The following is a 25,908-nucleotide window of genomic DNA, read 5'->3' as shown; positions in this document are numbered from 1 at the left end:
CAACTTCATGACCGAGACACCGCGCGGAGCGTTGCCGGCTCCGTACGTGCCTGGCATGTCCGGCTTATCCGTGATGGCGCGTGGGGGGTACGCCACCGTCTACCGCGCGATGCAGGAATCGGTGGGCCGCGAGGTCGCCATCAAGGTGGAGAATCGCCGCCTCGAGAGCGACCGCGACCAGGCGCGATTCCTGCGTGAGGCGCGGGCGGCCGGGCGCATGTCGTCGCACCCGCACGTGGTCGACCTGTTCGACGTGGGGGTGACGGTCGACCAGCACCCCTACCTGATCATGGAGCTGTGCGACGGGTCGTACCTCGACCGCATGCGTCGCACGCCCCTGGGCGCGGCCGAGACCCGCGACCTCGGCGTCAAGATCGCCGACGCCCTGGTGCACTCGCACGCCAACGGGGTGCTGCACCGCGACGTGAAGCCCGCCAACATCCTGTATTCGCAGTTCAACCCGGCTGTGCTGGCCGATTTCGGGCTGGCCGTGCTGGGCGAGATGCGAGACTCCTCGGTCACGCTCGAGGTGCTGACCCCGGCCTACGCGCCGCCCGAGATGTTCCGTCACGACGAGCCGAGCGGGGCAGTCGACGTCTACGCCCTCTGCGCCACGCTCTACGCGGTCATGCGGGGCCGGCCGCCACGCTGGGACGGCGACCGCAGCCCCAGCCTGCTGAGCCTGATGGACCTGTTCCACCAGCCGATCCCCGACCTGCCGGGCGTCCCGGCCGGGCTCACCCAGGTGCTGCGGTACGGCATGGCGAACGACCCGGAATCGCGGCCCACCGCCCAGCAGCTGCGCGAGATGCTGACCGCGGTGCAGCTCAACCCGCCGCACCAGGTGCCGGCGCCGCGCTGGGAACCCGGCGACGACACCCCGACCATCCGCAATCCGCGCCCGCCGAAGAAGAAGTGGTTCGGCCTACTCGGGAGCGAGAACCGCTAGCAGTTCGCCGGTGTCCACCTCGGCCCCCGGGGCGACCGGCAGCGAGGCGACCACGCCGGCACTGGGCGCGTGCACCGGGTGTTCCAGCTTCATCGCCTCCAGCGTGAGCAATAGCTCCCCGGCGCGCACCCGCTGGCCGGGCACGACCAGCACCCGCCGGACGGCGCCGGGCAGCGGCGCGATCAGGGAGCCCTCGACGGCTTCGGGAGCGGGCAGCGGGAACCGGGAGAGCGCGCGCAACGCCACCGAGCCTTCCGGGCTGTCCACATACGAGACGTCACCCACCCGGTGCACGTTGAAGGTCAGCCGGATGCCGTTGACGTCGAGCACGACGCGCTCGTTGCCGGCCCGCACGACCACGGTCTCCGGGTAGTCGGTGGACACCGGCGCCTGACCCAGCCCGGCCAGGTCGAGCTCCTCGGGGTCGACCGTGCGCACCCACCAGCCGGCGAGCTCGCCGTGCCGGTTCATCCGGTAGCCGACCTCGACCGGGCCGGCCGGGCCGTCGTACACGGCGGTCTGCGAGCCCGAGGGCACGTTGCGCCAGCCCGAGGGCAGCGTGCCCAGCACCGTGGCGGTGGCCCGCCGGTCGGCCGCGCCGGCCAGGGCGGCGGCGAGACACGACAGGCGTACGGCGTCGACCGCCGACAGCAGCGGCGCGAACACCTCGGGCCGCCGGTCGAGGAAGCCGGTGTCCACGTCGCCGGTGCGGAAGGCGTGGTGGCGCAGGGCCCGGACCAGCAGGTCCCGGTTGGTGGCCACGCCGTGCAGCTGGGTGCGGGTCAGCGCCGAGGCCAGCATGCGGGCCGCCTCCTGCCGGGTCGGCGCCCAGGCGATCAGCTTGGCCAGGGTGGAGTCCTGGTGCACGCCGACCACCGAACCGCTCTCGACCCCGGCGTCGAGCCGCAGGCCGGGAGCCGGCAGCGGGCGGAACCGGCTGGCCACGTCGGGCACGGCGAAACGGTGCACCGTGCCGCTGGCAGGCAGCCAGGCGTACGCCGGGTCCTCGGCGCACAGGCGCACCTCGATCGCGTGGCCGCGGATCGGCGGCGGTCCGGGCATCGGCAGGCTGCCGCCCTCGGCGACGAGCAGTTGCAGGCGTACGAGGTCGTAGCCCGAGACGCACTCGGTGACCGCGTGTTCGGCCTGCAGGGTCGGGGTGAGCTCGAGGAACCAGAAATCACCGTTCGTGTCGAGCAGGAACTCGACAGCGCCCGCTCCGACGTAGCCCAGCGCCCGGACCGAGACGATCGCCGCGCGGCACAGCTCCTCGCGCAGCCCGGGGTCGACCGCCGGCGACGGGGTCTCCTCGACGATCTTCTGGTAGCGGCGCTGGATCGAGCACTCGCGCTCGCCGAACGGGATCACCGCGCCGTGCTCGTCGGCCAGGATCGGCACCTCGATGTGCCGCACGTCCTCGACGTACGGCTCGCAGTAGACCTCGCCACCCACCTCGCGCCGGGTCGTGGCCAGCGCCTCGACCAGCGTCGCGGCATCCCGGACGACCCGCAGGCCGGTGCCGCCGAGGCCGGTGTCCGGCTTGATCAGGACGGGGAAGCCGGGCACCTCGGCCGGGTCGGTGAAGCTCGGCAGCACCGGCACCCGGGCCTCGGCCACGCGCGCCTTGGTCTCCTGCTTGCTGCGCAGCACGCCGAGCGTCTTGGCCGGGGCGCCGACCCAGATCAGGCCCGCTTCGGCCACCGCCGAGGCGAAGTCCGGGTCCTCGGCCAGCTCGCCGATGCCCGGGTGGATGGCATTGGCGCCGGACCGCTGGGCCGCGGTGATGATCAGGTCGCCGCGCAGGTACGAGGAGCGGGGGGTGCCGCCGTCCAGGCGTACGGCGTAGTCCGCCTCGCCGACGTGCGGCGCGTCGGAATCGGCGGCGGCGTAGACGGCGACCGTCTCGATGCCGACCAGGCGGCAGGTGGCGAACACCCGGCGGGCGGTCTCGCCGCGGTCGGCCACCAGAAGCCGTCGGATCACTGGTCCACCTTTCCGGATCGGAACACGCCGACGTGCCCGGCGCCCTCGACGGCCGCGCTGTGCACGGCGGAGAGGCAGAGCCCGAGCACGGTGCGGGTGTCGCGGGGGTCGATGACGCCGTCGTCGTCGCCGTTGGCCAGCGGGCCGTCGGCGGGCCAGCGGAAGGCGAAGCGGGGGTCGCCGGTGCGCCCGGTGTTGAGGGCGAGCAGCGGCACGGTGGAGTGGGCGAGGGCGTCGACCGCACCCGAGCCGAGAGCGCCGGTCTCGCCGGGCCGGATCAGCAGCAGCGAGGTGTCGGTGGCGTTGGCCAGTTGGATGAAGTGCACCGCCTTCTGGGTGTCGGCCGCCGTTTGCGGGGCGCCCGACGTGGACAGGATTCCGACCGGATAACCGTGCAGCTCGGCCCAGCCGGCCAGCACGGCGTCGCCGGCGGCCGGCTTGAACTCGTCGAAGTCGCTGCCGTCGAGGATGCGGGCGAGCACCTCCCGCGGCTCGACCAGGGCGGGACGGCCCGCGCCGGCCAGGGCGAGCAGATCCTCCGCGTCGTACTTGGGGGCCGGCGGGGGGAAGACGCGCGGCGGCGGGCCGCACTTGCGCCAGTTCAGGCGGCGTACGCACTGACGGGCCAGCCGCAGGGCGTCGCGCTCGTCCTCGGCCAGCTGGTCGGCCGGCGCCGCAGCGGCACGCAGCTCCGCGCCGTTCGTGCCGCCCCGGGGCAGCATCTTGGCGTGCCCGCGCACCATGATCGTGTAGTCCGACAGCGCCGGCAGGTAGGCCGCGTCCCCGCTGGTGGGCCCGAAGACCACACCGACCGTGGGCACCCGGGCCGAGGCCAGGCGGCTCAGGTCGCGGGCGATGCCGCCGCCCGGCGGGGAGCCACCGCCGCCGGCCTCGGTGGCCGACTCGACTAGGTTGACCAGCGGCAGACGGTTGGCCGCGGCGATCCGCGCGGCCCGGCGGATCTTCTCGACCGCGTACGGGTTGACCGCCGTGCCCTCGACGGTCGGGTCGGTCGCGATGATCATGCATTCGGCCGCCTCGACCACGCCGATGCCGGTCACCACGCCGGCGCCCACGGCGAACTCGGTGCCCCAGCCACAGACGGGGGACAACTCCAGGAACGGGGCGTCCTGGTCGAGCAGCATCTCGATGCGTTCCCGGGGCAGCAGCTTGCCCCGGGCGTGGTGCCGGGTGACCGCCCGCTCGCCACCGCCGGCGCGAGCCTCCTCGATCGCCGCCTCGAGCCGTTCCAGCCGGTCGAGGGTGGTGTTGCGACCCTCCAGGTAGCCGGGGGTGCGCGTGTCGACGGTGGTGTCGAGCACGGTCACGTCGGCACCCCGATGCGCTGTTCGACCCCGATGTTCAAAGCCGCGCCCTCTCGTATCCGTTGATGCCTCTCGACCACCTCCGTAACGAGTGGTCGAGTGGGTGCGACACGGATGCAAATGCGGCTGGTTTGTCGCCTTTTCAGGGGTTTACATACGCAATGAGGGGCCGTCCACCGGACGGCCCCTTGAAGATCAGCTCAGGTCAGACGCGGGCGCGCCGCGCGAGACGCTCCGGGTCCAGGATGATCACGCTCTTGCCGTCGAGCCGCAGCCACGCGCGGGAGGCGAAGTCGGCCAGGGCCTTGTTCACCGTCTCGCGGGACGCGCCGACGAGCTGCGCCAGCTCCTCCTGGGTGAGGTCGTGCGTCACCCGCAGGACGCCGCCGTCGCGCGTGCCGAACCGGCCCGCCATCTGCAGCAGGTTCTTGGCCACGCGGCCGGGCACGTCCGTGAAGATCAGGTCGGCCAGGGCGTCGTTGGTGCGCCGCAGCCGGCGGGCGAGCACCCGCAGCAGCTGCTCGGCGATCTCGGGCCGGTTGTTGAGCCACGGCCGCAGCGACGTCTTCTTGAGCCGGGCCAGCCGGGCGTCGGTCACCGCCGTCGCGGTGGCCGTGCGCGGACCGGGGTCGAACAGCGAGAGCTCGCCGACCATGTCGGACGGGCCCATGATCGATACGAGGTTCTGCCGGCCGTCGGCGGCACGGCGTCCCAGCTTGATCTTCCCGGACAGCACGATATACAGGCTGTCACCGGCCTCGCCCTCGTTGAACAGGACGTCGCCCTTGCGGACCTCGACCGTGTCCATCTCCTTGGCGAGCGCCTCGGCGGCCTCCGGGTCCACGCCCTGGAAGATCCCGCTGCGCGCCAGTACCTCATCCATCGCCGCACCTCCGAACACGCGCAACGCCTGCGCTCGATCAGTCTAGGCGCACGCGGGCAAGAATCGGGCGGGCACCCCTTGATCCAGATACCGCAGGGTAACCATCCCGACCGTGACGGGCAGTATTTTTCGTCGCCCGGTGTGGTCGACGACCAGCCTTTCGACGGTTCTTCCGCGTGGCCACCTGAAGGTATCGTCGCCGTCGATGAATTCCCACCCCTCGCATCCACGGCCGGGTATTTTTGGACGACCCGTCCTTACTGTCGCTATTGTCCTGGCGGTCCTGGCCGCGATCGGCGTCGGAAGTGTCGCTTTCGCAAACCGGGACTCCGGGAAGCCGGCCGCCTCCTGGGCCGAGCCGACCCGTTCCACCCCGGCCCCTCCCGCCTCTTCGTCATCGCGGGAGCCGGTCGAGGAGTCGGCCGCCGATGTCGGGACCGTCACACTCTCGGCAACCGGCGACATCATGATGAGCAACGCGCCCGGCCGCATGCCACCCGCCGACGGGGCGGGATTCTTCGACTCGGTCAAGAAGGCGCTCGCCTCCGACCTGGTGATGGGCAACCTCGAGCAGCCGCTCACCACCGACACCGGCACCTCCAAGTGCGGGGCGGCCGCGACCAACTGCTTCGCCTTCCGGTCCCCGCCGTCCTACGCCAAGCACCTCCGGGACGGCGGCTTCGACCTGGTCAACACGGCCAACAACCACTCCAAGGACTTCGGTACGCGGGGCGCGCGCAACACCCGCGAGGCGCTCGACGAGGCCGGCGTCAAGGCCACCGGCAACACCGACGAGATCACCGTGGCCGAGGTCAAGGGGATCAAGGTCGCGGTGGTCGGCTTCTCCTCGTACGCCGGCGCCAACAGCCTGCTCGACCTCGACCAGGCCCGGTCCGTGGTCGAGAAGGCCAAGGAGCAGGGCGACCTCGTCGTGGTGCAGGTGCACATGGGCGCCGAGGGCACCGACGAGCAGCACGTGAAGCCGGGCACCGAGACGTTCTTCGGCGAGAACCGGGGCGACCCGATGAAGTTCAGCCGCGCGGTGATCGACGCCGGGGCCGACCTGGTGGTCGGGCACGGTCCGCACGTGCTCCGGGGCATGGAGTTCTACAAGGGCAAACTCATCGCGTACAGCCTGGGGAACTTCGCCGGGGGCGGGCGCACCCTGTCGCGGACGGGCGTGCTGAAGTACGGCGGAGTCCTGCACGTCACGTTGAGCAAGGACGGCTCGTACGTGGGTGGGAAGTTGCTTTCGACGTACATGAACTCCAACGGGTTGCCGACCCGCGACGAATCCGCCGAGCGGGGGCGCAAGCTCGTGGCCCAGCTGACCAAGGCCGACTTCCCCGAGACGGGTCCGACGTTCGGCGCGGACGGCTCGATCAAGCCGTAGTCACGGCCGGATTCCTTGTCGTAGGGGCGACGTACTCTAAAGCGGTGACTCAGGTGGTGCGGTCGGTCAAGCGGTTCGCGGCAGAGACGCCCATCGGGCGCAAACGGCGGGCCCGCAAGATGGCCCGCGTGCTGGCCGACACGCATCCCGACGCGCATTGCGAGCTCGATTTCACCACTCCGCTCGAGCTGGCCGTGGCGACGATCCTGTCCGCGCAGACCACCGATGTGCGGGTCAACACGGTCACCCCCGAGCTGTTCAAGCGCTACCAGTCCGCCGCCGACTACGCCGCGGCCGACCGCACGGCGCTCGAGACGCTGCTCAAGCCGACCGGCTTCTTCCGGGCCAAGACCGACTCGCTGATCAAGCTGGGGCAGGCGCTGCTCGAACGGCACGACGGCGTCCTGCCGGCGACGCTCGACGAGCTGGTCGCGCTGCCCGGCATCGGCCGCAAGACGGCCAATGTCATCCTCGGCAACGCGTTCGGCGTCCCCGGCATCACGGTCGACACCCACTTCCGGCGCCTCACCAACCGCTTCGGCTGGGTTTCCGAGGACGACCCCGTCAAGATCGAATTCCTGGTCGCCGACCTGATCGAGAAGCGCGACTGGACCATGTTGTCGCACCGGGTGATCTTCCACGGCCGGCGGGTGTGCCACGCGCGCAAGCCGGCCTGCGGGGCGTGCACGCTGGCCACCATGTGCCCGTCCTACGGCACCGGGCCCACCGAGGCGGCCGCCGCGGCCAAGCTGCTCAAGGGGCCCCGGGCCCGTGAGCTGGCCGCTGCCGCCGGGGTCGACCCGGCGCTCGTGCCGGCGGCCGCGGTCGCCGCGCCGGAGGCCCCGTGAGCCAGGCCGCAAACCCCCGGTCCACGCGCTCACCGGTTGTGTCGCTGCGACGTGGTCCTGGGCTTTCCCGGCTGCTGGCGGCGCCGCTTGTTCTTCTGCTGGCGGCTGCGGTCGCGGCCTGTGGCGACGACGAGCCGACCGTGGCCTCGCCGTTCGTGGGTTGCGACGCCCTCAGCGCGCCACCGCCGTCGGCCGCCCCCATCTCAGGAGCATCCACCGCTACCGACCTGCCCGATCTGAAGCTCCCCTGTTTCACCGGCGACGACGAGATCTCGCTACGGACGCTGCGCGGGCCTGCGGTGATCAACATCTGGGCGTCGTGGTGTCAGCCCTGCCGCACCGAGTTGCCGGTCATGCAGAGCCTGGCCGACAAGGCCGCGGGGCGGCTCACCGTGCTCGGCGTCGACTCCGGCGACCAGCGCGACAAGGGCGCCGACTTCGCCACCGACAAGGGCGTGCGCATGCCGACGCTGTTCGACGAGAAGGGCGCCCTGCTGAACAACCTCGGCCGCATCAACCTGCCGGTCACCGTCTTCCTCGACTCGGCCGGTCGTTCCTATGTGCACCCGCTGCCGCTGGACGCCCGGGGATTGTCCGAGCAGGTCCGCAAGCACACCGGTGTGACGGTGACCCCATGAGGCGGCCGGCGCGGCGCATCGGTGGCCTCGCCGCGGGTGGCGACCGACCGTGGGCGGCGGCGTGGTGAGCGAGGGCAAGGTGCTCGAGCGGCCCGTCGGGTTGCCGTCGTGGTTCGAGCCGCTGCTGAGCCGGGTGGGTGGCAGCCGTACAAGCGACTTCACGCCGCTCCGGCCGCCGCCCAGCGGTGGCCGGCCCAGCGCTGTGCTCGTGCTGCTCGGCGAGAGCGAGCCCGATGCCGGCCACCCCGGCGGGCCCGACCTGCTGGTGCTCCAGCGGGCCGCGACCATGCGCAACCACGCCGGCCAGCCCGCGTTCCCCGGCGGCGGCACCGACCCCGGGGACGCCGACGCCGTGGCCACCGCCCTGCGCGAGGCCAACGAAGAGGTGGGGCTCGACCCGTCGAGTGCCGAGGCGCTGGCGCTGCTGCCCGACCTCTACATTCCGGTCAGCTCGTTCGTGGTCACTCCCGTGCTGGCCTGGTGGCGGCGCCCGCACCCGGTGAGCCCGCGGCAGCCGGCCGAGGTCGCGCACGTGGCCCGGCTGCCGATCAGTGAACTGGTCGACCCGCGCAACCGTATCCGGGTACGGCATCCCAGCGGCTGGGTCAGCCCGGCCTTCCAGGTTCGGGGGATGCTGGTCTGGGGCTTCACGGCAGGGGTGATCTCGACGGTGCTCGACATGGGCGGCTGGGCGCAGCCGTGGGAGCCGGGACCCCTGGCCGAACTGCCGGAAGCGAGCGCCCCGGTGCCCGCCACACGCGGCGGAGCGCCCGACGAGGTCCTGCCATGAACCGATGGTGGCCCGCGACTTCTACTGTGGGTGAGTGTCCGTGGTCGATGGCATCCTGATCCTGCTCATGCTGATCTTCGCGATCAGCGGCTACCGCCAGGGCTTCGTCATCGGCGCGCTGTCGTTCGGCGGCTTCTTCAGCGGAGTGCTGATCGGTCTCCAGCTCGGTCCGCTGATCGCCGACCGCTTCACCGACCCGACCGCGCGGCTGGTCGTCTCCCTGGTCACCATCTTCGCGGTCGCCGTGCTCGGGCAGACACTGGCCGGCTGGCTCGGCACCCACCTGCGCCGCGCCATCCAGAGCCCGCCGCTGCAGCGCCTCGACGACGCCGGCGGCGCGGCCGTCTCGCTGGTCGCGGTGCTGCTGGTCGCCTGGCTGATCGCGGTGCCGCTCGGCTCGACCCCGTTCCCCGGTCTCAACTCCGCGGTGCGCAACAGCGCCATCCTGGGCGGCATCAACAGCCTGATGCCCGAGCAGGCACAGGCGTTGTCGTCGGCGCTGGGCGACACCCTCGACACGAGTGGCTTCCCGGCCGTCTTCGGCGGCCTGACCCCCACCAAGGCCAAGGACGTGGCGGCGCCCGACCCGAAGCTCAAGGGCTCCCAGATCGTCGCCCGCTCGAAGCGCTCGGTGCTCAAGGTCCTGGGCACGGCGCCCAGCTGCTCGCGCCGCATCGAAGGCACCGGCTTCGTGTACGCCGACGAGCGCGTGATGACGAACGCGCACGTGGTCGCCGGCACCCGCGAGACAACGGTCGAGGTGAGCGGCCGCCGCGTCGACGCCACGGTGGTCGTCTACGACCCCGACCGCGACCTGGCGGTGCTCTACGTGCCCGGCCTGACCGCGCCGGTCATGCCCTTCGTGGCCAAGCAGGCCGCCACGGGCGCGAGCGCGATAGTCCTGGGCTACCCCCAGGACGGCCCGTACGACGCCCAGTCCGCCCGCGTCCGCGACGTAGGCAAGATCACCGGCCCCGACATCTACGACTCGGGCGACGTGACCCGCGAGATCATCACGATCCGGTCCCTGGTCCGCAGCGGCAACTCGGGCGGTCCGCTCATCACCACCAACGGCCAGGTGCTGGGCGTCATCTTCGCCGCGGCCGCCGACGACAAGAACACGGGCTTCGCCCTGACCGCCAACGAGGCCGCCCCGGTGGCCCAGGCCGGCGAGTCCCGCACCAGAGGCGTCCGCACCGGCGACTGCGCCTGATCAGCGTCCCGGCTGCGCTCGGCCGCCTTCCGCTCCAGCGTTGCGTACGGGTCGGTTGCCGTCGGCGTGTTCGAGGCGTTTGCGCGGACGGGGACGAAACGCGGCTCGGGCTGCGCATCGTCCGGGTCACCGAGTCTGGAGCCAGCACCGTGGCGCCTCAGCGTGCTGACGGGGACGGCGAGTTGGTTGGTGGCGGCGGATCCCCGGACCGGCTGATGGCGCGGAACTGTCAGGTGGTGCCGGCGAAGCGGCGGAATGTCAGGACCGCGGCGGCGACGGAGAGCAGGAACAGCGCCGCGGTGGCCCACCAGGCCTTGTGGGAGGACGCCGGTGGGGCGGCAAAGGGGGCTGCGCCCGTGCCGGGGTCGGACTCGGGGGCGGCGGGGAGCAACTCCTGCGTTTCGCCGTCGGGGGCGGACAGCGCCTGGCCCGGAGCGGGGGCGCTGCCGAAGCGGGCAATGCCGGGCGACGGGGACGTGTCGAGCGGGTTCTCGAAGACCGGGGGGATCGAGGCGGTCAGGGCGGCGACCGGATCGACCAGGCCGAAGCCGAAGAGGGGATCGCGGCCGGCGGCGCCCTTGTCCTTCGCCGTACGGATGATGCGGTTGATGACCTCGCCGGCCGGCATGTCGGGCCAGCGGGAACGGATCAGGGCGGCGGTGGCCGAGACCATCGGGGCGGCGAAGCTGGTGCCCTGGACCTTCCAGTAGTCGCCGCCGGCGTTCGCGCCGACCAACTGGGTGGCAGGGGCGGTGACCACAGTCTCTTTGCCGGTGATCGAGCCGGACCACAGGGTGGTGCCGTCGCGTTCCATGCCGGCCACGGCGAGCACGCCGGGCTCACGAGCGGGGTACCACACCCCGCTGGACGACGACGCGCTCGCGTTGCCGGTGCAGGCGATGACCACCACGTCTTTGGCGAACGCGTAGTCGAGCGCTGCGGCCAGGGCCGCGCTGCTGCCGTTGCCGCCCAGCGAGAGGTTGATGACCTTGGCGCCGTGGTCGACCGCCCAGCGGACGCCCTGGGCGACGATCAGGGCGTCGTTGTAGCGGTTGTCCTCGTCGAGGACGCGTACCGGAAGGATCTTGGCTTTGGGGGCGATGCCCACCACGCCGGCCGTGTCGTCGTCGCGGCCCGCGATGATGCCGGAGACGGTGGTGCCGTGGCCGACCAGGTCGGTGTCGCCGTCGCCCTTGTCGTCGACCAGGTCGAGGCCGGGAAGCACCTGACCCTGCAGGTCGGGATGGTCGGCGTCGACCCCGGAGTCGATGACCGCGACCGTGACGCCGGAACCGCTGGAGTAGGTCCAGGCCTCGGCGACGTTGAGCGTGCCCAGGTGCCATTCGTCGGCGCGTACCGAATCGCCTTGCAGCGGGGTGGGCTCGGCGAAAGCCGGGGCGGCGGGCAGAGCCAGCGCGAACAGGCCGGCAGTGGCGGCCGCCGCGAGACGGCGTGCGCTCACCAACGGGCACCACGCCATCGCGGCGCGGCCGGCCGGTCACTCACCCGTTCAGCGCTCACGGTTCGCATCGCCATTCTGGATCCTGGATGGTCGATGCAGATTACTCCCAAACGGGCCCCGGCGGCTGCTGTCTGTCTATGCCTATCGCACTCGCTGTCTGTTAAATCCTGGCGCACGTCAGTACGGCGCCAGGTGTGCCAACTGAATCAGCCGCACGCCCTCACGCCGCGTGAGCAAGCGGCCCCGGCCGGGCGGCAGCAGCGCCGGGCGGAGGTTGCCGATCAGCGGTCCCTCGTCGGGCGGCCCGGACATCACCAGGCCGGGCGCGGACAGTTCGCGCAGCCGCTGGATGACCGGTTCGTAGAGCGACCGCCCGGCGCCGCCGGCCCGCCGGGTCAGGATCAGGTGCAGGCCGACGTCGCGGGCCTGCGGCAGGTATTCGAGCAGGGGGGTGAGCGGGTTGGTCGGACCGGCCACGACCAGGTCGTAGTCGTCGACCAGCACGAACAGTTCGGGCCCGGTCCACCAGGAGCGCTCGCGCAGTTGCTGGGCCGTCACGTCGGGGCCGGGCAGGCGGCGTTCCATGTAGCCGGCGACCGACTGCATGAGCTCCAGCGTCTTCTGCGCCTGGATCCCGTACCCGATGCGGTGTTCCGATTCCGGCAGGTCCATCAGGGACCGCCGGTAGTCGACCAGGATGATCCGCGCTTCCTCGGGCGTGAAGCGCTGCGTGACCGTGGTGGCCAGGGCGCGCAGGAACGTCGACTTGCCGCACTCGGCGTCGCCGAAGAGCAGGAAGTGCGGGTCCGAGGCGAAGTCGATCTCGACGGGCTGCAGGTCTGCCTCGCTGATGCCGATCGGCAGGCGCAGGCCGCCGCTGCGGTGAAGGTCCATTTCCGCGTACGGGACCAGGGCCGGAAGAAGCCGGACGCGCGGCGCCGGCGCCCCGTGCCAGTTGGCCGCGACCTCTTTCACCAGGTCGGTCGTGTCGGCCAGGGTGCTCAGTTCGGGTCGCACGGTCAGCAGGTGCAGGAACTTGTTCTTGTCGGCCGGGTGATCGATGATGCCACGGCCGGACTGCTCGGGCACGGTCATCGCGGCGCGGCGGTTGACCGTGGAGTCGCTGGGGTCGCCCAGCCGCAGCTCGAGCCGTGAGGCGAACATGTCGCGGATCGCCGGGCGGAAGTCCATCCACCGCGAGGTCGCGACGACGACGTGGATCCCGTACGAGAGACCACGGGTGGCGATGTCGGTGATGACCGGTTCGAGTTCTTCGTACTCTTTGCGCAGCGTGGCCCAGCCGTCGATCACCAGGAACACGTCGCCGAACGGGTCGGTGTCGGTGCCCGGGTTGGCGGGGTTGGCCCGGCGGCGGCGGTAGGACGACATCGAGTCGATGCCCATCGCCCCGAAGCGTGCCTCGCGCTCGGACAGCAGCGTGGAGATCTCGCCGACCGTACGCCGGACGCCCACCGCGTCGAGCCGGCCCGACACCCCGCCGACGTGCGGCAGGTCGCGCAGCGTGCCGAGCGCGCCACCGCCGAAGTCGAGGCAGTAGACCTGCACCTCGGCCGGGGTGTGGGTGAGGGCGAGACCGCAGATCATCGAGCGCAGCGCCGTCGACTTGCCGCTCAGCGTCGAGCCGACGACCGCGACGTGCCCGGCCGCGCCCGACAGTTGCAGCCACATGACGTCGCGGATCTGCTCGCGCGGCTTGTCGACCAGCGCGATCGGCACCTGGAGGGCGCCGTGCAGCTCGGGGTTGGCGAAGGCGAGCCCGCGGACCGGGTCGGCCACCACCGGGCCCAGCAGTTCGTCGAGGGCAGCCGAGACGGTCAGCGGCGGTAGCCAGACCTGGTGGGCCGGCGGCCCCTGTCCGCTGAGGCGGTCGACCATCACGTCGAGGACGGTCTGGCCGTTCTGGGTCTCCACGGGCTGTGGCTCGACCGGCTTGACGGGCTCGGGCGCCGGGACGTACCTCGTCGAATACGGCAGCACCAGGGGTTCCGCCCCGGCCCCACCGGCGGCGGCGCGCGTGCCGGCCTTGCGCACCGGCCCCGAGACGTACGCCGCCTTGAAGCGCAGCAGCGGCTCGGTGCCGAACTTGAGGTAACCGTGCCCGGGGGACCGCGGCAGCTCGTAGGCGTCCGGGACGCCCAGCACGGCCCGCGATTCGAGCGCCGAGAAGGTCCGCAGACCGACCCGGTAGGACAGGTGCGTGTCCAGGCCGCGGAGGCGACCCTCCTCGAGGCGCTGGCTGGCCAGCAGCAGATGGACGCCGAGCGACCGGCCCAGCCGTCCGATCTGGACGAACAGGTCGATGAAGTCGGGCTTGGCCGACAACAGCTCGGAGAACTCGTCACAGATGACCAGCAGCGACGGCAGCGGGGGCAGAGCCGCGCCCCCGGCACGGGCCTTCTCGTAGTCGCGCAGGCTGGCGTAGTTGCCCGCCTTGCGCAGCACCTCCTGCCGGCGGATCATCTCGCCGTCGATCGCGTCGACCATGCGGTCGACCAGCGGCAGCTCGTCGGCCAGGTTGGTGATGACCGCGGCGGTGTGCGGCAGCCGGTCGAGCGAGGCGAAGGTCGCGCCGCCCTTGAAGTCGATCAGGACGAAGTTCAGCGACTCCGACGAGTGTGTGGTGGCCAGGGCCAGCACCAGGGTGCGCAGCAGTTCCGACTTGCCGGAGCCGGTGGCCCCGATGAGCAGCCCGTGCGGGCCCATGCCGTCCTGGGCCGACTCCTTCAGGTCGAGCTCGATCGGCGCGCCGTCGGCGCCGACCCCGATCGGCACCCGCAGCTTGTCGCGGTTGGGCCGGGGCATCCAGGCCTGGGCCACGCTGAACGTGTCGGGCTCGCCGATGCCGAGCAGGTCGGCCAGGCCCATCTCGGCCGCCAGCGGTGTGTCGGCCGACTTCGACATCGCGGCCAGCCGCAGCGGGGACAGCCGCCGGGCGACCGCCTCGGCCTGCTCGACGCTGAGCCTGTCGGGCGTGCCGACCTCGGCCTCGTGGTCCATCGAGTAGGTGTTGAGCACCCGGCGGCCGCCGTGCTGGGCGACCTCGAGCACCAGCAGGGACCGGTCGAGCAGACGCGGCGGCTGCTCGTCGAGGTCGAGGACGGTGACGCCGTCGATGCCGTCGTCGAGCTGGGTCGCGCCGCGCAGGTCGGCCCCGTCGAGCACGATCACCACGTGCGGCGTGCTGTGCCCGCCGGAGCCGAAGCGCGGCCGGTTGCCGATCACGTCCTCGAGCAGCTTCTCGAGTTCCGGGCCGGTGCTGGCGACGAGTCGCACGTGACCGAGGGCGTCGGTGCGGGACGGGTGCAGATTGTGCGGCAGCCACTTGGCCCACTCCCATGAGGAGCGTCGCTCGGGGCCGGCGCAGATCGCGACGATCAGGTCGTCGGGCGCGTGGAACGTGGCCAGCTGGGTGACCACCGCGCGGGACAGGGCCTGCGCGTCGGGCTCGGGGCCGCGCAGGAACACGCGGCCGAAACCGCGCAGGGACGCCGCCACGGGCAGGTCGGGAACCACCGAGTACGCGTCGAGGAAGCGCCGCAGGGCGCCGGCGGTCATCGGCTCGAGCTCGTCGAGCGGCCGGGTCACCGGTGGCAGCAGCGGAGTGGCCAGCGTCTGCGGGCCCACCGCGAGCCGGACGACGCCGAAGTCGGGGTCGCTGGTGCGGCGTTCCCACACCCGGTGGCTGCCGGCGGTCGACCACAGCGTGGTCGGGTCGGGGTGGCGGTAGAGCAGGCCGACGCGCTGCTTGCGGGCCGTCTCGCGGACGCGTTTGCGCAGCCCGGACAGGTGCCGCAGATACTCACGGCGGGCCGCCATCATCTCGGCCTTCTTGGGCGAGCCGTTCGAACCGAAGCTGGTCGCCATCATCGCGATCGACGAGACGCCGAACAGGCCACCGATCACATAGGAGTACGCCCCGCCGCGACCCTGCCCCATCATCATCGCCATGGCCACCGAGCCGCCCAGCATCGGCAGCGCCATCATCGCCTGCTGCCAGCGGCCACCCGTGGCCTGCGGGATCTCGGGCGGCGGCTCGACAGCGATCTCCCCGGTCGGAATCTCCGGCGCGGGTCGCCGGGCCGACCGTTTGATCACCACCGTGCTCATGCCGCGTTTTATCCCTTTCGTCGACAAGGGTGTGATGGTCACTCCCTGTGCGCCGGTCCGTCGCCGGACGTCGCGTTGGGCCCATGGTAGGTAAAGTCTGCTCGCGTCCGCAGCCTCGTCACCTTCGATCTCATATGCGGCACGCAACGGGGAGGGCGATCCATGAGCATCGGTCTGGCGCGGGTGACCATCAGCGCGCCGCAGCGCCGCATCGACGTGGCCCTGCCCGAGCACGTGCCGCTGGCCGAACTGCTGCCCGAGGTGCTGCGTCACGCCGGCGAGGGGCTGGCCGACGACGGCGAGAAACACGGCGGGTGGGTGCTACGGCGCACCGACGGCGTCGCGCTGGCCACCGCGCAGGGTCTTTTCCCGCAGGGTGTACGCGACGGGGAGATCCTGCATCTGGTGCCGGCCCACGACGAGTGGCCCGAACTCGAGTACGACGATGTGGTCGAGGCCATCGCGGAGGGCGCCCGCCGTCGCGGCAGCGCCTGGACGCCCGCCTCGACCCGCACGGCCACCCTGGTCGGGGCGGGCGTGCTGCTCGCCCTCGGCCTGTTCGCGGTGCTCGCCGCCGGTCCGGCCTGGAACGGCGCGGCCTTCGCCGGCCTCGGACTCGCGGTGCTGCTCGCGCTGGCCGGGGTGACGGCTTCCCGGGCGTACGGCGATGCCCGCGCCGGGGCCGCGCTGGGCGCCTACGCGATGCCGTTCGGCTTCGCCGGCGGCGCGGTTCTGGTCGCCACCGACGACCGGGTCGGCGTCGTCGGTCTGCTGCCCTGGCTCGGTGGCTCCGAGCTGCTGGCCGGTTCGGTCGCGCTGCTGCTGGTCGCGGCGCTCGGCGCTATCGGGGTGGCGGCTCAGCAGCGGCTCTTCACGGCGGGCGCGGTGGCCGGTCTGTTCGGCGCGCTCACGGCGCTGGTCAGCATGGTGACCACGGCCGCGGGCTCGGCCGCCGTGCTGATCTCGATCCTGGTCTGCGGCATCGGCGCGTTGCCCCTGCTGGCGATCCGCTTCGGCAAGATGCCCACGCCGCCGGTCACCCTGCCCACCGGAGCCGAGGCGGCCGAGGGCTTCACCACGGCGAGCACATCGAGCGCGCTCGACGCGGCCCGCGAGCGTCCCGACCGGGCGACCGTCTTCGCCGCCGTGACCCGCACCGAAGAACTGCTGGCCGGCATGCTGCTGGGTCACGCTGTGCTGGCCGTGGGCGCGTTCGCCGTCCTGGCTGTGGCCGGCACCCTCTCGGCCCGCATCCTGATCGCCGTCTCGGCGGCGGCGCTGCTGCTGCGCTCGCGGCTGTTCATCACGCTGCGCCAGCGGGTGCCGCTGGTCGTGGGCGGCCTGGCCGGGGTGGCCGCGCTCGGCGCCGACCTGCTGCGCGGGTCGGACGCGACGATGCGGCTCGGCGTGACCTCGGCCGCGCTCGTCCTGGCGCTGATCACGGTCGTGGCCGGTGCGACCTATTCGCGCAAGCCGCCCTCGCCCTACCTGGGCCGGGCCGCCGACCTGTTCGACACGCTCGTGGTGGTCTCGGTCATCCCGGTGGCCTGCGCGGTCGTCGGCCTCTACGACGCTGTGGGCAGCATCAGCCTGGCCTGAGCCCCGGAAACCTGAGCCCCCGGAAAAGCAGCACGCGGGCGGCTCGAAGCCGCCCGCGTACGGGAGCCGCGCGACGTCGGCGGGCGACGGCGGGGCGCGGCGGGTGTTACGTCAGTGGTCGACGCCCTCGGCCTCGGCGACCTCCTGGCGCTTGAACGACGCCCGGATCTCCTCCTCGGCCTCGACGCGGCCGGTCCAGGTCGCGCCCTCGACCGATTTGCCGGGCTCGAGGTCCTTGTAGACGGTGAAGAAGTGCTGGATCTCCATCCGGTCGAACTCGCCGAGGTGGTGGATGTCGCGCAGGTGCTCCTGACGCGGGTCCTCGAACGGGACGCAGAGGACCTTGTCGTCGCGACCCTTCTCGTCGGTCATCCGGTACATGCCGATGGCCCGGGCGCGGACCAGGCAGCCGGGGAAGGTCGGCTCCTGGATGAGCACGAGCGCGTCGAGCGGGTCGCCGTCCTGGCCCAGGGTGCCCTCGATGAAGCCGTAGTCGGCCGGGTACTGCGTCGAGGTGAACAGCGTCCGGTCGAGCCGGATGCGACCCGTCTTGTGGTCGACCTCGTACTTGTTGCGGTGACCCTTGGGGATCTCAACCACTACGTCGAAATCCATCTTGTGCTCCCTTGTTCGCCCGCTGGAGAGAAACCGGGCCGGGCGAGAAACACTGCGGCCGGTCTGGCGGCCGACAGGATCCGCGCGCGACGGTGTGCCGGATGTCGCTAGTCTCCCCTAAGTCTTACGCCGCGCTCTAGGAGGGGCTCGTGGGGAGGCAAGATTCACACGATGGTCCCGGATACGACGGCGTGTCCGAGTCGCATCGCGGCTCTGGAAACGGTAACCCGAGCGAAGGTGCGCCGGGTGTCGCTTCGCCGCAAACCGGCACGACCGCCGACCTCAGCGGGCACGCCGGGGCGCAGGGGTCCCGGCAATCATCCGAACCGGCCGGAACGGGCGGTCGGGCGACCGTGCCGCCGTCGGCCGTTCGGCCTCAGGTGATGCCTGGACGGGCACAGATTCCGGCTGCGTCCGACCCCCAATCGGGGCAATCGCCGCGCGGCGGTGCGAACGGGGCGGAAAATCGGCTGATGCAGCCGCAGCCGCCGGCCGGGGACGCCGACCGAACCGTCGGCGAGAAGACGCGCGACCTGGGCCCGCCGCCGCCCGCCCGGGCCTCCGGCGGCGGCATCCTGCACGACGGCACACCTCAGTCTTCGCAGTCGCCGCGTTCGGAGGAGCGGGCTCAAGGTGCGTGGGCGACCGCGCCTGGATCGCCGGCCGCCGGGGGCACCTATGGGCGCGCCTCGGTGCCGCTGAACACCGTGCGCCCCACGTCGCCCGGTCCGGCCGGGTCTCCGCCCGCGACGCCGCCATCCGGCCCGCCCACAACGCCACCTGCCTTCCCACCGCCGGCAGCGCCAGCTGTGGCGTCGTCGGCGCTGCCACCCGCGGGACGTCCGGCGGCGGGTGAGGGACCGCCGCCGGGTGACAGTGGTGTGATGCCCGCACGGGTGGGTGGCCGAAAATCCCGTACGAAATGGGTCTTCGCCTTGGCCCTTGTCGTTGTTCTCGGCGCGGCAGCCGGCGTAGCAGTGGTCAAACCCGGCCCCGTCGACGAGTGGCTGTCGTCCGCCGAGCCGAGCAGCAGGCCGACGCCCGCCCCCACCACGCCGGATCCATCGCCCACGCCGGTCCTCGTCGCGGCGAGCGGCGGCGGCACCCCTCTCACCGCGAGCTCCGTGACCAAGGCGATCGACCCGCTGGTGAAATCGGCCGCGATGGGCACAAAGGTGCACGCCGCGGTCCTCGACGTGGCGACGGGCGACGTTCTCTACGCACGCAACGCGGACGCGATGACCACTCCCGCCTCGACGACGAAGCTGCTGACCGCGGCCGCGGTGCTCGACGCGCGCGGACCCTCGCACCGGCTGACCACGCGGGTGGTGGCCGGCGTCCAGCCGGGCGAGGTCGTGCTCATCGGCGGCGGTGACCCGACGCTGGCGACTACGAAGAACAAGCTCTTCCCCGGGGCGGCGCGGCTCGATCTGCTCGCGGCCCAGGTCAAGAAGTCGCTGGGCGGCGCCGAGCCGACCCGTCTGCTGTACGACACGTCGCTGTTCAGCGGGCCGGAGACGGCCAAGGGCTGGGACCCCAGCGACATCTCGTTCGGGCAGGTCTCGCGCATCCAGGCGCTGATGGTCAACGCCGGGCGGATCCGGCCGATCCACAACGAGTTCGGCGGTGATCCGCGATCGCCGGATCCGGCCGGCGCGGCGGCGAAGGCGTTCGCCAAGATGCTGGGCGTGCCTTCCTCGGCCGTACGCAAGGGCAAGGCACCCACCAAGGCGGCCGGCCCGTCCTCGGCCCCGGCGACGGTCGACGTGACGCCGGGGCAGGAACTGGGCGCTGTCCAGTCGCCACCGATGGTGCAGCTCACCGACTGGATGCTCGAGCAGAGTGACAACACCGCGGCAGAGGCCCTGGGTCGGCAGGTCGCGATCGCCGACGGCAAGCCGGGCACGTTCGACGACACCACCGAGGCGATCGCCGGACGGATGCGCGACCTGGGGCTGCCGGCCGACGAGGCGAACCTGTACGACGCGAGCGGGCTGTCCCGCAACAACGGGATCAGCCCGACGATGCTGACCCGGCTGCTGTCGCTGGCGGCCTCAGGGGAGCAGCCGGCGCTGTCGTCGATCTTCGGTGGGCTGCCGGTGGCGGGCTGGTCGGGCACGATGCTCAAGCGCTTCGTGTCGCCCAAGCCCAATCAGGGTGGGCAGGGGGTCGTACGGGCCAAGACCGGCACGCTGAGCGGGGTCAACACGATGGCCGGGACGCTGACGACGGCCGACGGCCGGCTGCTGGTCTTCGCGATCATGGCGAGTGGGTCGGCGAACGCCGTCACCGGGCGGGCGGCACTGGACGCGGTGGCCGCCAAGCTGGTGTCGTGCGGCTGCCCCTGAGCAGGGCGGCTGATCTCAGGGTTCCACCCGAGGGTGGGGTGGATTTCCGCGGGTACGGTGGGGTGATGGCGCAGTTCGTTGATTGGGATCTGGCCGCCGCGACCGCCGGCGCGCTGTCGAAATCGGGCCCCTCGGTCTCCTACGAGGACGCGATGGCGGTGGTGTCCGAGCTGCGCGATCTCACCGACGAGGCGGCCGGGCACGTCGCCGCCTACACGGGGCTGACCTCACAGGTCGAGGTGCCACCGGTCCGCGTGGTCGACCGCAAGGACTGGGCCGCCGTCAACATCGAGGGCCTCAAACAGGTGATCATCCCGCTGGTCACCCGGCTCTCCGGCGACAAGCAGCCGGGCGGGCTGGCCGACGCGATCGGCTCCCGGGTCACCGGGGTGCAGGCCGGCACGATCCTGGCCTATCTCTCCGGCCGCGTGCTGGGGCAATACGAGGTCTTCTCCAGCAATCCGGGCCAGCTGCTGCTGAACGCGCCCAACATCGTCGAGGTCGAGCGCAAGCTCGGCGCCGACTCGCGCGACTTCCGGCTGTGGGTCTGCCTCCACGAGGTCACCCACCGCACCCAGTTCACCGCCGTCCCGTGGATGCGGGGCTACTTCCTGGGCGAGGTGCAGGCGTTTGTCGACGCGTCGCAGAGCACCGAGCACATCCTCGAGCGGCTGCGCCGCGGCGTGGCGACCCTGTCCGACGCGCTGCGCGACCCCGATTCCCGTTCCTCGGTGCTCGACATCGTGCAGACGCCGGGGCAGAAGGCCGTGCTCGACCGCCTGACCGCGTTGATGACCCTGCTCGAGGGCCACGCCGAGTTCGTGATGGACGGGGTCGGTCCCGAGGTCATCCCCAGCGTCGAGTCGATCCGGTCCAAGTTCAACCGCCGCCGCGAGAGCGGCAACCCGCTCGAGAAGGCGATGCGGCGGCTGCTCGGCATCGAGGTCAAGATGCGCCAGTACGCCGAGGGCCGCAAGTTCGTGCACGGCGTGGTCGAACGGGTCGGCATGCCCGGGTTCAACAAGATCTTCGACTCCCCCCTGACGCTGCCGCGGCTCGACGAGCTGGGCGACCCCGACGCGTGGGTGGCCCGCGTGCACGGCCCGCAGCCGGCGATCGGCGGGTAGTGGCCCGCATCCCGCCCGCTGTCGCCGCGGTGCGGCTGGCCGTGCGGCGGGCGCTGCCCGCCGAGGGCCTCGTGCTGGTGGCGTGCTCGGGTGGGGCGGATTCGCTGGCCCTCGCGGCGGCGGCCCGGTTCGTGGGAGCCTCGGTGGGGCTGGTGACGGTCGATCACGCTCTGCAGGCGGGGTCCGCCACGCGGGCAACCGAGCTGGCCACCTGGGCGGCGGCGGCCGGGTTCGACCCGGTGATCGTCGAGACGGTGTCCGTCGAGGGTCGACCGGGCGGGCCGGAGGCGGCGGCGCGGGCGGCCCGCTACGAGGCTCTGGGCTCGGCGGCCGAGCGGACCGGGGCGATTGCCGTGCTGCTCGGGCACACGCGTGACGACCAGGCCGAGACGGTGCTGCTGGCGCTGGCCCGAGGCGCGGGTCCGCGTGGGCTTTCCGGAATGCCCGCGCGCAAAGGGATCTTCTGGCGGCCGTTGCTCGACGTCGCCCGGGCCGACACGCGCAAGGCCTGCGCGGCGCTGGGGCTGGCGCCCTGGGAAGATCCGCACAACAGCGATCCGGCCTACGCCCGCTCGCGGGTGCGCGCCGACGCCCTGCCGGCGCTGGTAGAGGCCCTGGGGCCGGCCGTGGTGGCCAACCTCGCCCGCTCGGCCGAGTTGATCGCCGCCGACAACGAAGAGCTGGACCGCCTCGCCGCCGCTGCCTTCTCCGTGAACGTCGCTGACTTGTCCGTCATGAGCAGGGCGATCCGGCGGCGGGTGTTGCACTCGTGGGCGTTGCAGCTCGGGGCGCCCGGTGGAGCGTTGTCGCATCGGCACGTGGCGGCGCTGGACGCTCTCGTCACGGAATGGCACGGGCAGGGGCCCGTTCATCTGCCGGGCGGCATCGAGGTCGCGCGCGACCGGGGAATACTCGTTCGAGTGCCCTGACGGGCTGTGAGAGTTGTCACTCCGCGTAGGCGCCCAGCGGGTGCCATGGGCGGAACTGCCCGATTCCCTGTGGTTCCGGCCGTCGTGATCGCTGACCCGTTCGACGAGACGCAACCTTGATGCGGCAGTCTTGGGCCATGGCTGAGGGCACCTGGTACGCCGCCGACATCGACCACGTGATCATCTCTGAGGAGCAGATCCGGGAAAAGATCGCCGAACTGGCGAAGCAGGTCGCTGCCGACCACGCCGAGGCGGAGGACGGCATTCTGCTGGTCTGCGTGCTCAAGGGCGCTGTCATGTTCATGGCCGACTTCGCCCGTGCGCTGGGCAACTCCGGACCGTCCACCGAGATGGAGTTCATGGCCGTCTCGTCGTACGGGCAGGGCACCACGTCGTCGGGCGTCGTGCGCATTCTCAAGGACCTCGACCGCGACATCACCGGCCGGCACGTGGTCGTCGTCGAGGACATCGTCGACTCCGGCCTCACGCTGTCGTGGCTGATGAAATACCTTCAGTCGCGCTCCGCGGCCAGCGTCGAGGTGGTCGCGCTGTTCCGCAAGCCCGACGCCGTGAAGGTGCAGGTGCCGGTCAAGTACGTCGGCTTCGACATCCCCAACGAGTTCGTCGTCGGCTACGGCTTGGACTTCGCCGAGCGCTACCGTGAGCTGCCGTACGTCGGGGTGTTGAAGCCCGAGGTGTACGCCCGTAGCTGAACCATTTCTCAGCCCCTTCTCAGAATTCAGTCCTTATGGGCGGTTTTGCCAGCAAAGCTGACTGAACGGGCGGCGGCCGGGAAGTGTCCGGGCAACGGGCTCACGGGTTCGCAACCGGCACCCACGGTGTACCGTCGAGTGACCGATGGCGCAGCGTCACAGGCGCCGGAGGGACCGGGAAGATTTCACCGCCACGGTTCGACGGCAGTGCGGATCAGGCCCGGGGCCGCCGGTGAGCGGCACGTTGAGGTGACCAGGACGCCGATCAGGAGGGTCCGGGCGCTTGGCGCCCGACAACAGTATGGAACGTACGCGTTTCTTCCGCCGCCCGGTGGTCTGGATCATTCTGGTGATCATCGGCGTGATTGCGCTGAGCTCCTTTTTCACCAGTGGTCCGAGCTACCAGCGCGTAGATACCTCGGTAGCGCTCGAGCGCCTTAACCAGCCCGGCATCAAGAAGGTCGTCCAGAAGGACAAGGAGCAGACGCTCCAGATCGACCTCGCGGCGCCGGAACGGTTCGAAGGCAAATCGACCGACAAGATCGAGACCCAGTACCCGTACGAGGTCACGCGCGAGATCTGGGCCGAGGTCCAAGAGGCCAAGACGGCCGGCCGGATCACGGGCACGATCAACGCCACGGTCTCGGGCGACAACATTCTCTTCAGCCTGCTGATCAATCTGCTGCCGATCGCCATTCTGGTGATCCTGCTGCTGCTGTTCATGTCGCAGATGCAGGGCGGCGGCTCCCGGGTGCTCAACTTCGGCAAGTCCAAGGCGAAGATGATCACCAAGGACACTCCGAAGACGACGTTCGCCGACGTGGCGGGCTCGGAAGAGGCCGTCCAGGAGCTGCACGAGATCAAGGACTTCCTGCAGAACCCGGCGAAGTACCAGGCTCTCGGCGCCAAGATCCCGAAGGGTGTGCTGCTCTTCGGGCCGCCCGGAACGGGCAAGACGCTGCTGGCCCGGGCCGTCGCCGGCGAGGCCGGGGTGCCGTTCTACTCGATCTCGGGTTCCGACTTCGTCGAGATGTTCGTCGGTGTCGGCGCCAGCCGCGTCCGCGACCTGTTCGAGCAGGCCAAGTCGAACGCCCCGGCGATCGTCTTCGTCGACGAGATCGACGCCGTCGGCCGCCACCGCGGCGCCGGCATGGGCGGCGGTCACGACGAGCGCGAGCAGACGCTCAACCAACTGCTCGTCGAGATGGACGGCTTCGACACCAAGGGCGGGGTCATCCTGATCGCGGCCACCAACCGGCCCGACATCCTCGACCCGGCGCTGCTGCGCCCCGGCCGATTCGACCGCCAGATCCCGGTCGACAACCCCGACATGGAGGGCCGCAAGGCGATCCTGCGGGTGCACGCCAAGGGCAAGCCGTTCACGCCCGACGTCGACCTCGACTCGGTGGCCCGCCGCACGCCGGGCTTCTCCGGCGCCGACCTGGCCAACGTGATCAACGAGGCCGCGCTGCTCACTGCTCGTAACGAGAAGCGGGCGATCTCGAACTACTTCCTCGAGGAGTCGATCGACCGGGTCATCGCGGGCCCCGAGCGCCGCACCCGGGCGATGAGCGACAACGAGAAGAAGATCACCGCGTACCACGAGGGTGGGCACGCGCTGGTCGCCTACGCGCTGCCGCACTCGGCCCCCGTGCACAAGGTGACGATCCTGCCGCGTGGCCGCTCGCTGGGTCACACGCTGGTGCTGCCGACGGAAGACAAGTACACCCAGACCCGCGCCGAGATGATCGACACCCTGGCCTACGCGCTGGGTGGCCGGGCCGCCGAGGAACTCGTCTTCCACGAGCCCACCACCGGCGCCGGCAACGACATCGAGAAGGCGTCCGGTCTGGCCCGGGCGATGGTCACCCAGTACGGCATGAGCTTCAAGCTCGGTGCGGTCAAGTACGGCACCAGCGGCGACGAGCCGTTCATGGGTCGCAACATGGGCCACGAGCGGGACTACTCGGACTCGGTCGCGGCCGACATCGACGCCGAGGTGCGCGCGCTCATCGAGCTGGCGCACGACGAGGCGTGGGAGATCCTGGTCGAATACCGGGACGTGCTCGACAGCATGGTTCTCGAGCTGATGGAGAAGGAAACCATCACCCGGGAAGACATGGACCGCATCTGCGCCCGCGTGGTCAAGCGCCCGCCGATGTCGCCGTTCAACGGCTTCGGCAAGCGCCTGCCCTCCGAGGCCCCGCCCGTGCTCACCCCCGCCGAGCGGGAGAAGCTGCGGACGCAGGCCGAGGCGGACGGGCAGATCGCCGTCGGGCCCAACTCGAACGGAAGCAGCCCGGAAGGCGCCAACTGATCAGCGACGACGACGAACTGGACTATCTCGCCGCCCGTCTGGTCGACGGCAAGCTCACCGGGTCTCCGGTCGAGCAGGCCGTCGACCTCGGGCGGATCGAAAAGGCAGTTCGAGAGATCCTCATCGCGATCGGGGAAGATCCCGATCGCGACGGGCTCGAGCGCACCCCGGCCCGGGTCGCCCGGGCCTATGCGGAACTCTTCGCCGGCCTGCGGGTCGACCCGGCCGATGTGCTGCGAACCAGCTTCGAGGCCGACCACGAGGAGATGGTGCTCGTCCGCGACATCGAAGTGATGAGCATGTGCGAGCACCACCTGCTGCCCTTCAAGGGCGTGGCGCACATCGGCTACATCCCCGGCCCGAACGGCCGGATCACCGGACTCTCCAAGCTGGCCCGTCTGGTCGAGGTCTTCGCCCGGCGCCCCCAGGTGCAGGAGCGGCTGACCTCCCAGATAGCCGATCTGCTCATGCAGAAGCTGGACGCCCGCGGCGCGATCGTGGTTCTCGAGTGCGAGCACCTCTGCATGGAGATGCGGGGCATCCGCAAGGTCGGCGCCCGCACGGTCACCTCGGCTGTCCGCGGCGCCTACCAGACCGACGCCAAGGTCCGCGCCGAGGCGATGGCCCTGATCAACGCCCGCTGACCGT

19 protein-coding genes are annotated in these 25,908 nt (G+C 71.3%); 13 read left to right on the top strand and 6 right to left on the bottom strand.

The genetic code is table 11. The features are described from left to right. Positions 1-7: 7 nt before the first annotated feature. Complete coding sequence (locus LXN57_RS07560) at positions 8-949, top strand: serine/threonine-protein kinase (protein WP_251797279.1); 942 nt, start codon at positions 8-10, stop codon at positions 947-949. On the opposite strand, the gene LXN57_RS07555 is transcribed toward LXN57_RS07560, so the two are convergent. From LXN57_RS07555 to LXN57_RS07545, 3 genes are all read right to left on the bottom strand, one after another. After that, complete coding sequence (locus LXN57_RS07555) at positions 926-2,932, bottom strand: acetyl/propionyl/methylcrotonyl-CoA carboxylase subunit alpha (RefSeq protein WP_251797278.1); 2,007 nt, start codon at positions 2,930-2,932, stop codon at positions 926-928. The two genes, LXN57_RS07560 and LXN57_RS07555, sit on opposite strands and share 24 nt — an antisense overlap. Beyond that, positions 2,929-4,260 (bottom strand): carboxyl transferase domain-containing protein, encoded by a 1,332-nt coding sequence (locus tag LXN57_RS07550; protein ID WP_251797277.1) that lies wholly within the window; start codon positions 4,258-4,260, stop codon positions 2,929-2,931. The genes LXN57_RS07555 and LXN57_RS07550 overlap by 4 nt, the downstream gene beginning before the upstream one ends. 202 nt (positions 4,261-4,462) lie before the next feature. Next, complete coding sequence (locus LXN57_RS07545; RefSeq protein WP_020515203.1) at positions 4,463-5,140, bottom strand: Crp/Fnr family transcriptional regulator; 678 nt, start codon at positions 5,138-5,140, stop codon at positions 4,463-4,465. 205 nt (positions 5,141-5,345) lie between these two features. On the opposite strand from LXN57_RS07545, the gene LXN57_RS07540 reads away from it, so the two are divergent. The 5 genes from LXN57_RS07540 to LXN57_RS07520 all read left to right on the top strand — a co-directional run bounded on the left by LXN57_RS07540 (position 5,346) and on the right by LXN57_RS07520 (position 10,022). Next, a complete protein-coding gene (locus LXN57_RS07540; protein WP_251797276.1) occupies positions 5,346-6,533 on the top strand; it encodes a CapA family protein in 1,188 nt (395 codons plus the stop codon). 53 nt (positions 6,534-6,586) lie between these two features. Next, positions 6,587-7,381, top strand: a complete 795-nt coding sequence (gene nth / locus LXN57_RS07535; RefSeq protein WP_285904606.1) for an endonuclease III — start codon at positions 6,587-6,589, stop codon at positions 7,379-7,381. Then, positions 7,378-8,019, top strand: a complete 642-nt coding sequence (locus LXN57_RS07530; RefSeq protein WP_251797275.1) for a TlpA family protein disulfide reductase — start codon at positions 7,378-7,380, stop codon at positions 8,017-8,019. Before nth ends, LXN57_RS07530 begins: the two co-directional genes overlap by 4 nt. 64 nt (positions 8,020-8,083) lie before the next feature. Beyond that, positions 8,084-8,809, top strand: coding sequence for an NUDIX hydrolase (locus LXN57_RS07525; protein WP_251797328.1), 726 nt, complete (start codon positions 8,084-8,086; stop codon positions 8,807-8,809). A gap of 34 nt (positions 8,810-8,843) precedes the next feature. Next, complete coding sequence (locus LXN57_RS07520) at positions 8,844-10,022, top strand: MarP family serine protease (protein WP_251797274.1); 1,179 nt, start codon at positions 8,844-8,846, stop codon at positions 10,020-10,022. A 229-nt stretch (positions 10,023-10,251) separates the two neighbouring features. Here LXN57_RS07520 and mycP read toward each other — a convergent pair whose 3' ends face one another. Further along, on the bottom strand, positions 10,252-11,502 hold the full coding sequence (mycP, locus tag LXN57_RS07515) for a type VII secretion-associated serine protease mycosin (RefSeq protein ID WP_438872845.1): 1,251 nt from the start codon (positions 11,500-11,502) through the stop codon (positions 10,252-10,254). Between the two features lie 159 nt (positions 11,503-11,661). Beyond that, positions 11,662-15,612 (bottom strand): type VII secretion protein EccCa, encoded by a 3,951-nt coding sequence (eccCa, locus tag LXN57_RS07510; protein WP_251797272.1) that lies wholly within the window; start codon positions 15,610-15,612, stop codon positions 11,662-11,664. A 162-nt stretch (positions 15,613-15,774) separates the two neighbouring features. Between eccCa and eccD the strand changes: the two genes are divergently transcribed. Next, the gene (gene eccD, locus LXN57_RS07505; protein WP_251797271.1) at positions 15,775-17,211 is read left to right on the top strand and encodes a type VII secretion integral membrane protein EccD; all 1,437 of its coding nucleotides are present in this window, start codon (positions 15,775-15,777) and stop codon (positions 17,209-17,211) included. A gap of 111 nt (positions 17,212-17,322) precedes the next feature. Here the strand turns inward: eccD and LXN57_RS07500 are convergent, their stop codons facing one another. Then, entirely contained in the window at positions 17,323-17,826 is a 504-nt protein-coding gene (locus tag LXN57_RS07500) for an inorganic diphosphatase (RefSeq protein WP_251797270.1), read from the bottom strand. 884 nt (positions 17,827-18,710) lie between these two features. Between LXN57_RS07500 and dacB the strand changes: the two genes are divergently transcribed. The 6 genes from dacB (at position 18,711) to folE (ending at position 25,904) form a co-directional block, all read left to right on the top strand. After that, the gene (gene dacB / locus LXN57_RS07495; protein WP_251797269.1) at positions 18,711-20,174 is read left to right on the top strand and encodes a D-alanyl-D-alanine carboxypeptidase/D-alanyl-D-alanine endopeptidase; all 1,464 of its coding nucleotides are present in this window, start codon (positions 18,711-18,713) and stop codon (positions 20,172-20,174) included. A 65-nt stretch (positions 20,175-20,239) separates the two neighbouring features. Further along, positions 20,240-21,301, top strand: coding sequence for an Rv3626c family coenzyme F420 biosynthesis-associated protein (locus LXN57_RS07490; RefSeq protein ID WP_221378218.1), 1,062 nt, complete (start codon positions 20,240-20,242; stop codon positions 21,299-21,301). Then, positions 21,301-22,230: a tRNA lysidine(34) synthetase TilS gene (gene tilS / locus LXN57_RS07485; protein ID WP_251797268.1), complete on the top strand. Its 930-nt coding sequence runs from the start codon at positions 21,301-21,303 to the stop codon at positions 22,228-22,230. The genes LXN57_RS07490 and tilS overlap by 1 nt, the downstream gene beginning before the upstream one ends. A gap of 137 nt (positions 22,231-22,367) precedes the next feature. Continuing rightward, entirely contained in the window at positions 22,368-22,943 is a 576-nt protein-coding gene (gene hpt, locus LXN57_RS07480) for a hypoxanthine phosphoribosyltransferase (RefSeq protein WP_221378220.1), read from the top strand. A gap of 301 nt (positions 22,944-23,244) precedes the next feature. Next, positions 23,245-25,260, top strand: a complete 2,016-nt coding sequence (gene ftsH, locus LXN57_RS07475; protein ID WP_221378221.1) for an ATP-dependent zinc metalloprotease FtsH — start codon at positions 23,245-23,247, stop codon at positions 25,258-25,260. Next, on the top strand, positions 25,257-25,904 hold the full coding sequence (folE, locus tag LXN57_RS07470; RefSeq protein WP_251797327.1) for a GTP cyclohydrolase I FolE: 648 nt from the start codon (positions 25,257-25,259) through the stop codon (positions 25,902-25,904). The genes ftsH and folE overlap by 4 nt, the downstream gene beginning before the upstream one ends. Positions 25,905-25,908 lie beyond the last annotated feature (4 nt).

Source organism: Paractinoplanes hotanensis (assembly GCF_023717965.1).
Taxonomy (GTDB): Bacteria; Actinomycetota; Actinomycetes; order Mycobacteriales; family Micromonosporaceae; genus Actinoplanes; species Actinoplanes polyasparticus.
The sequence above is the reverse complement of the archived record's forward strand: the minus strand, read 5'-3'. Positions and strand labels throughout refer to the sequence as shown.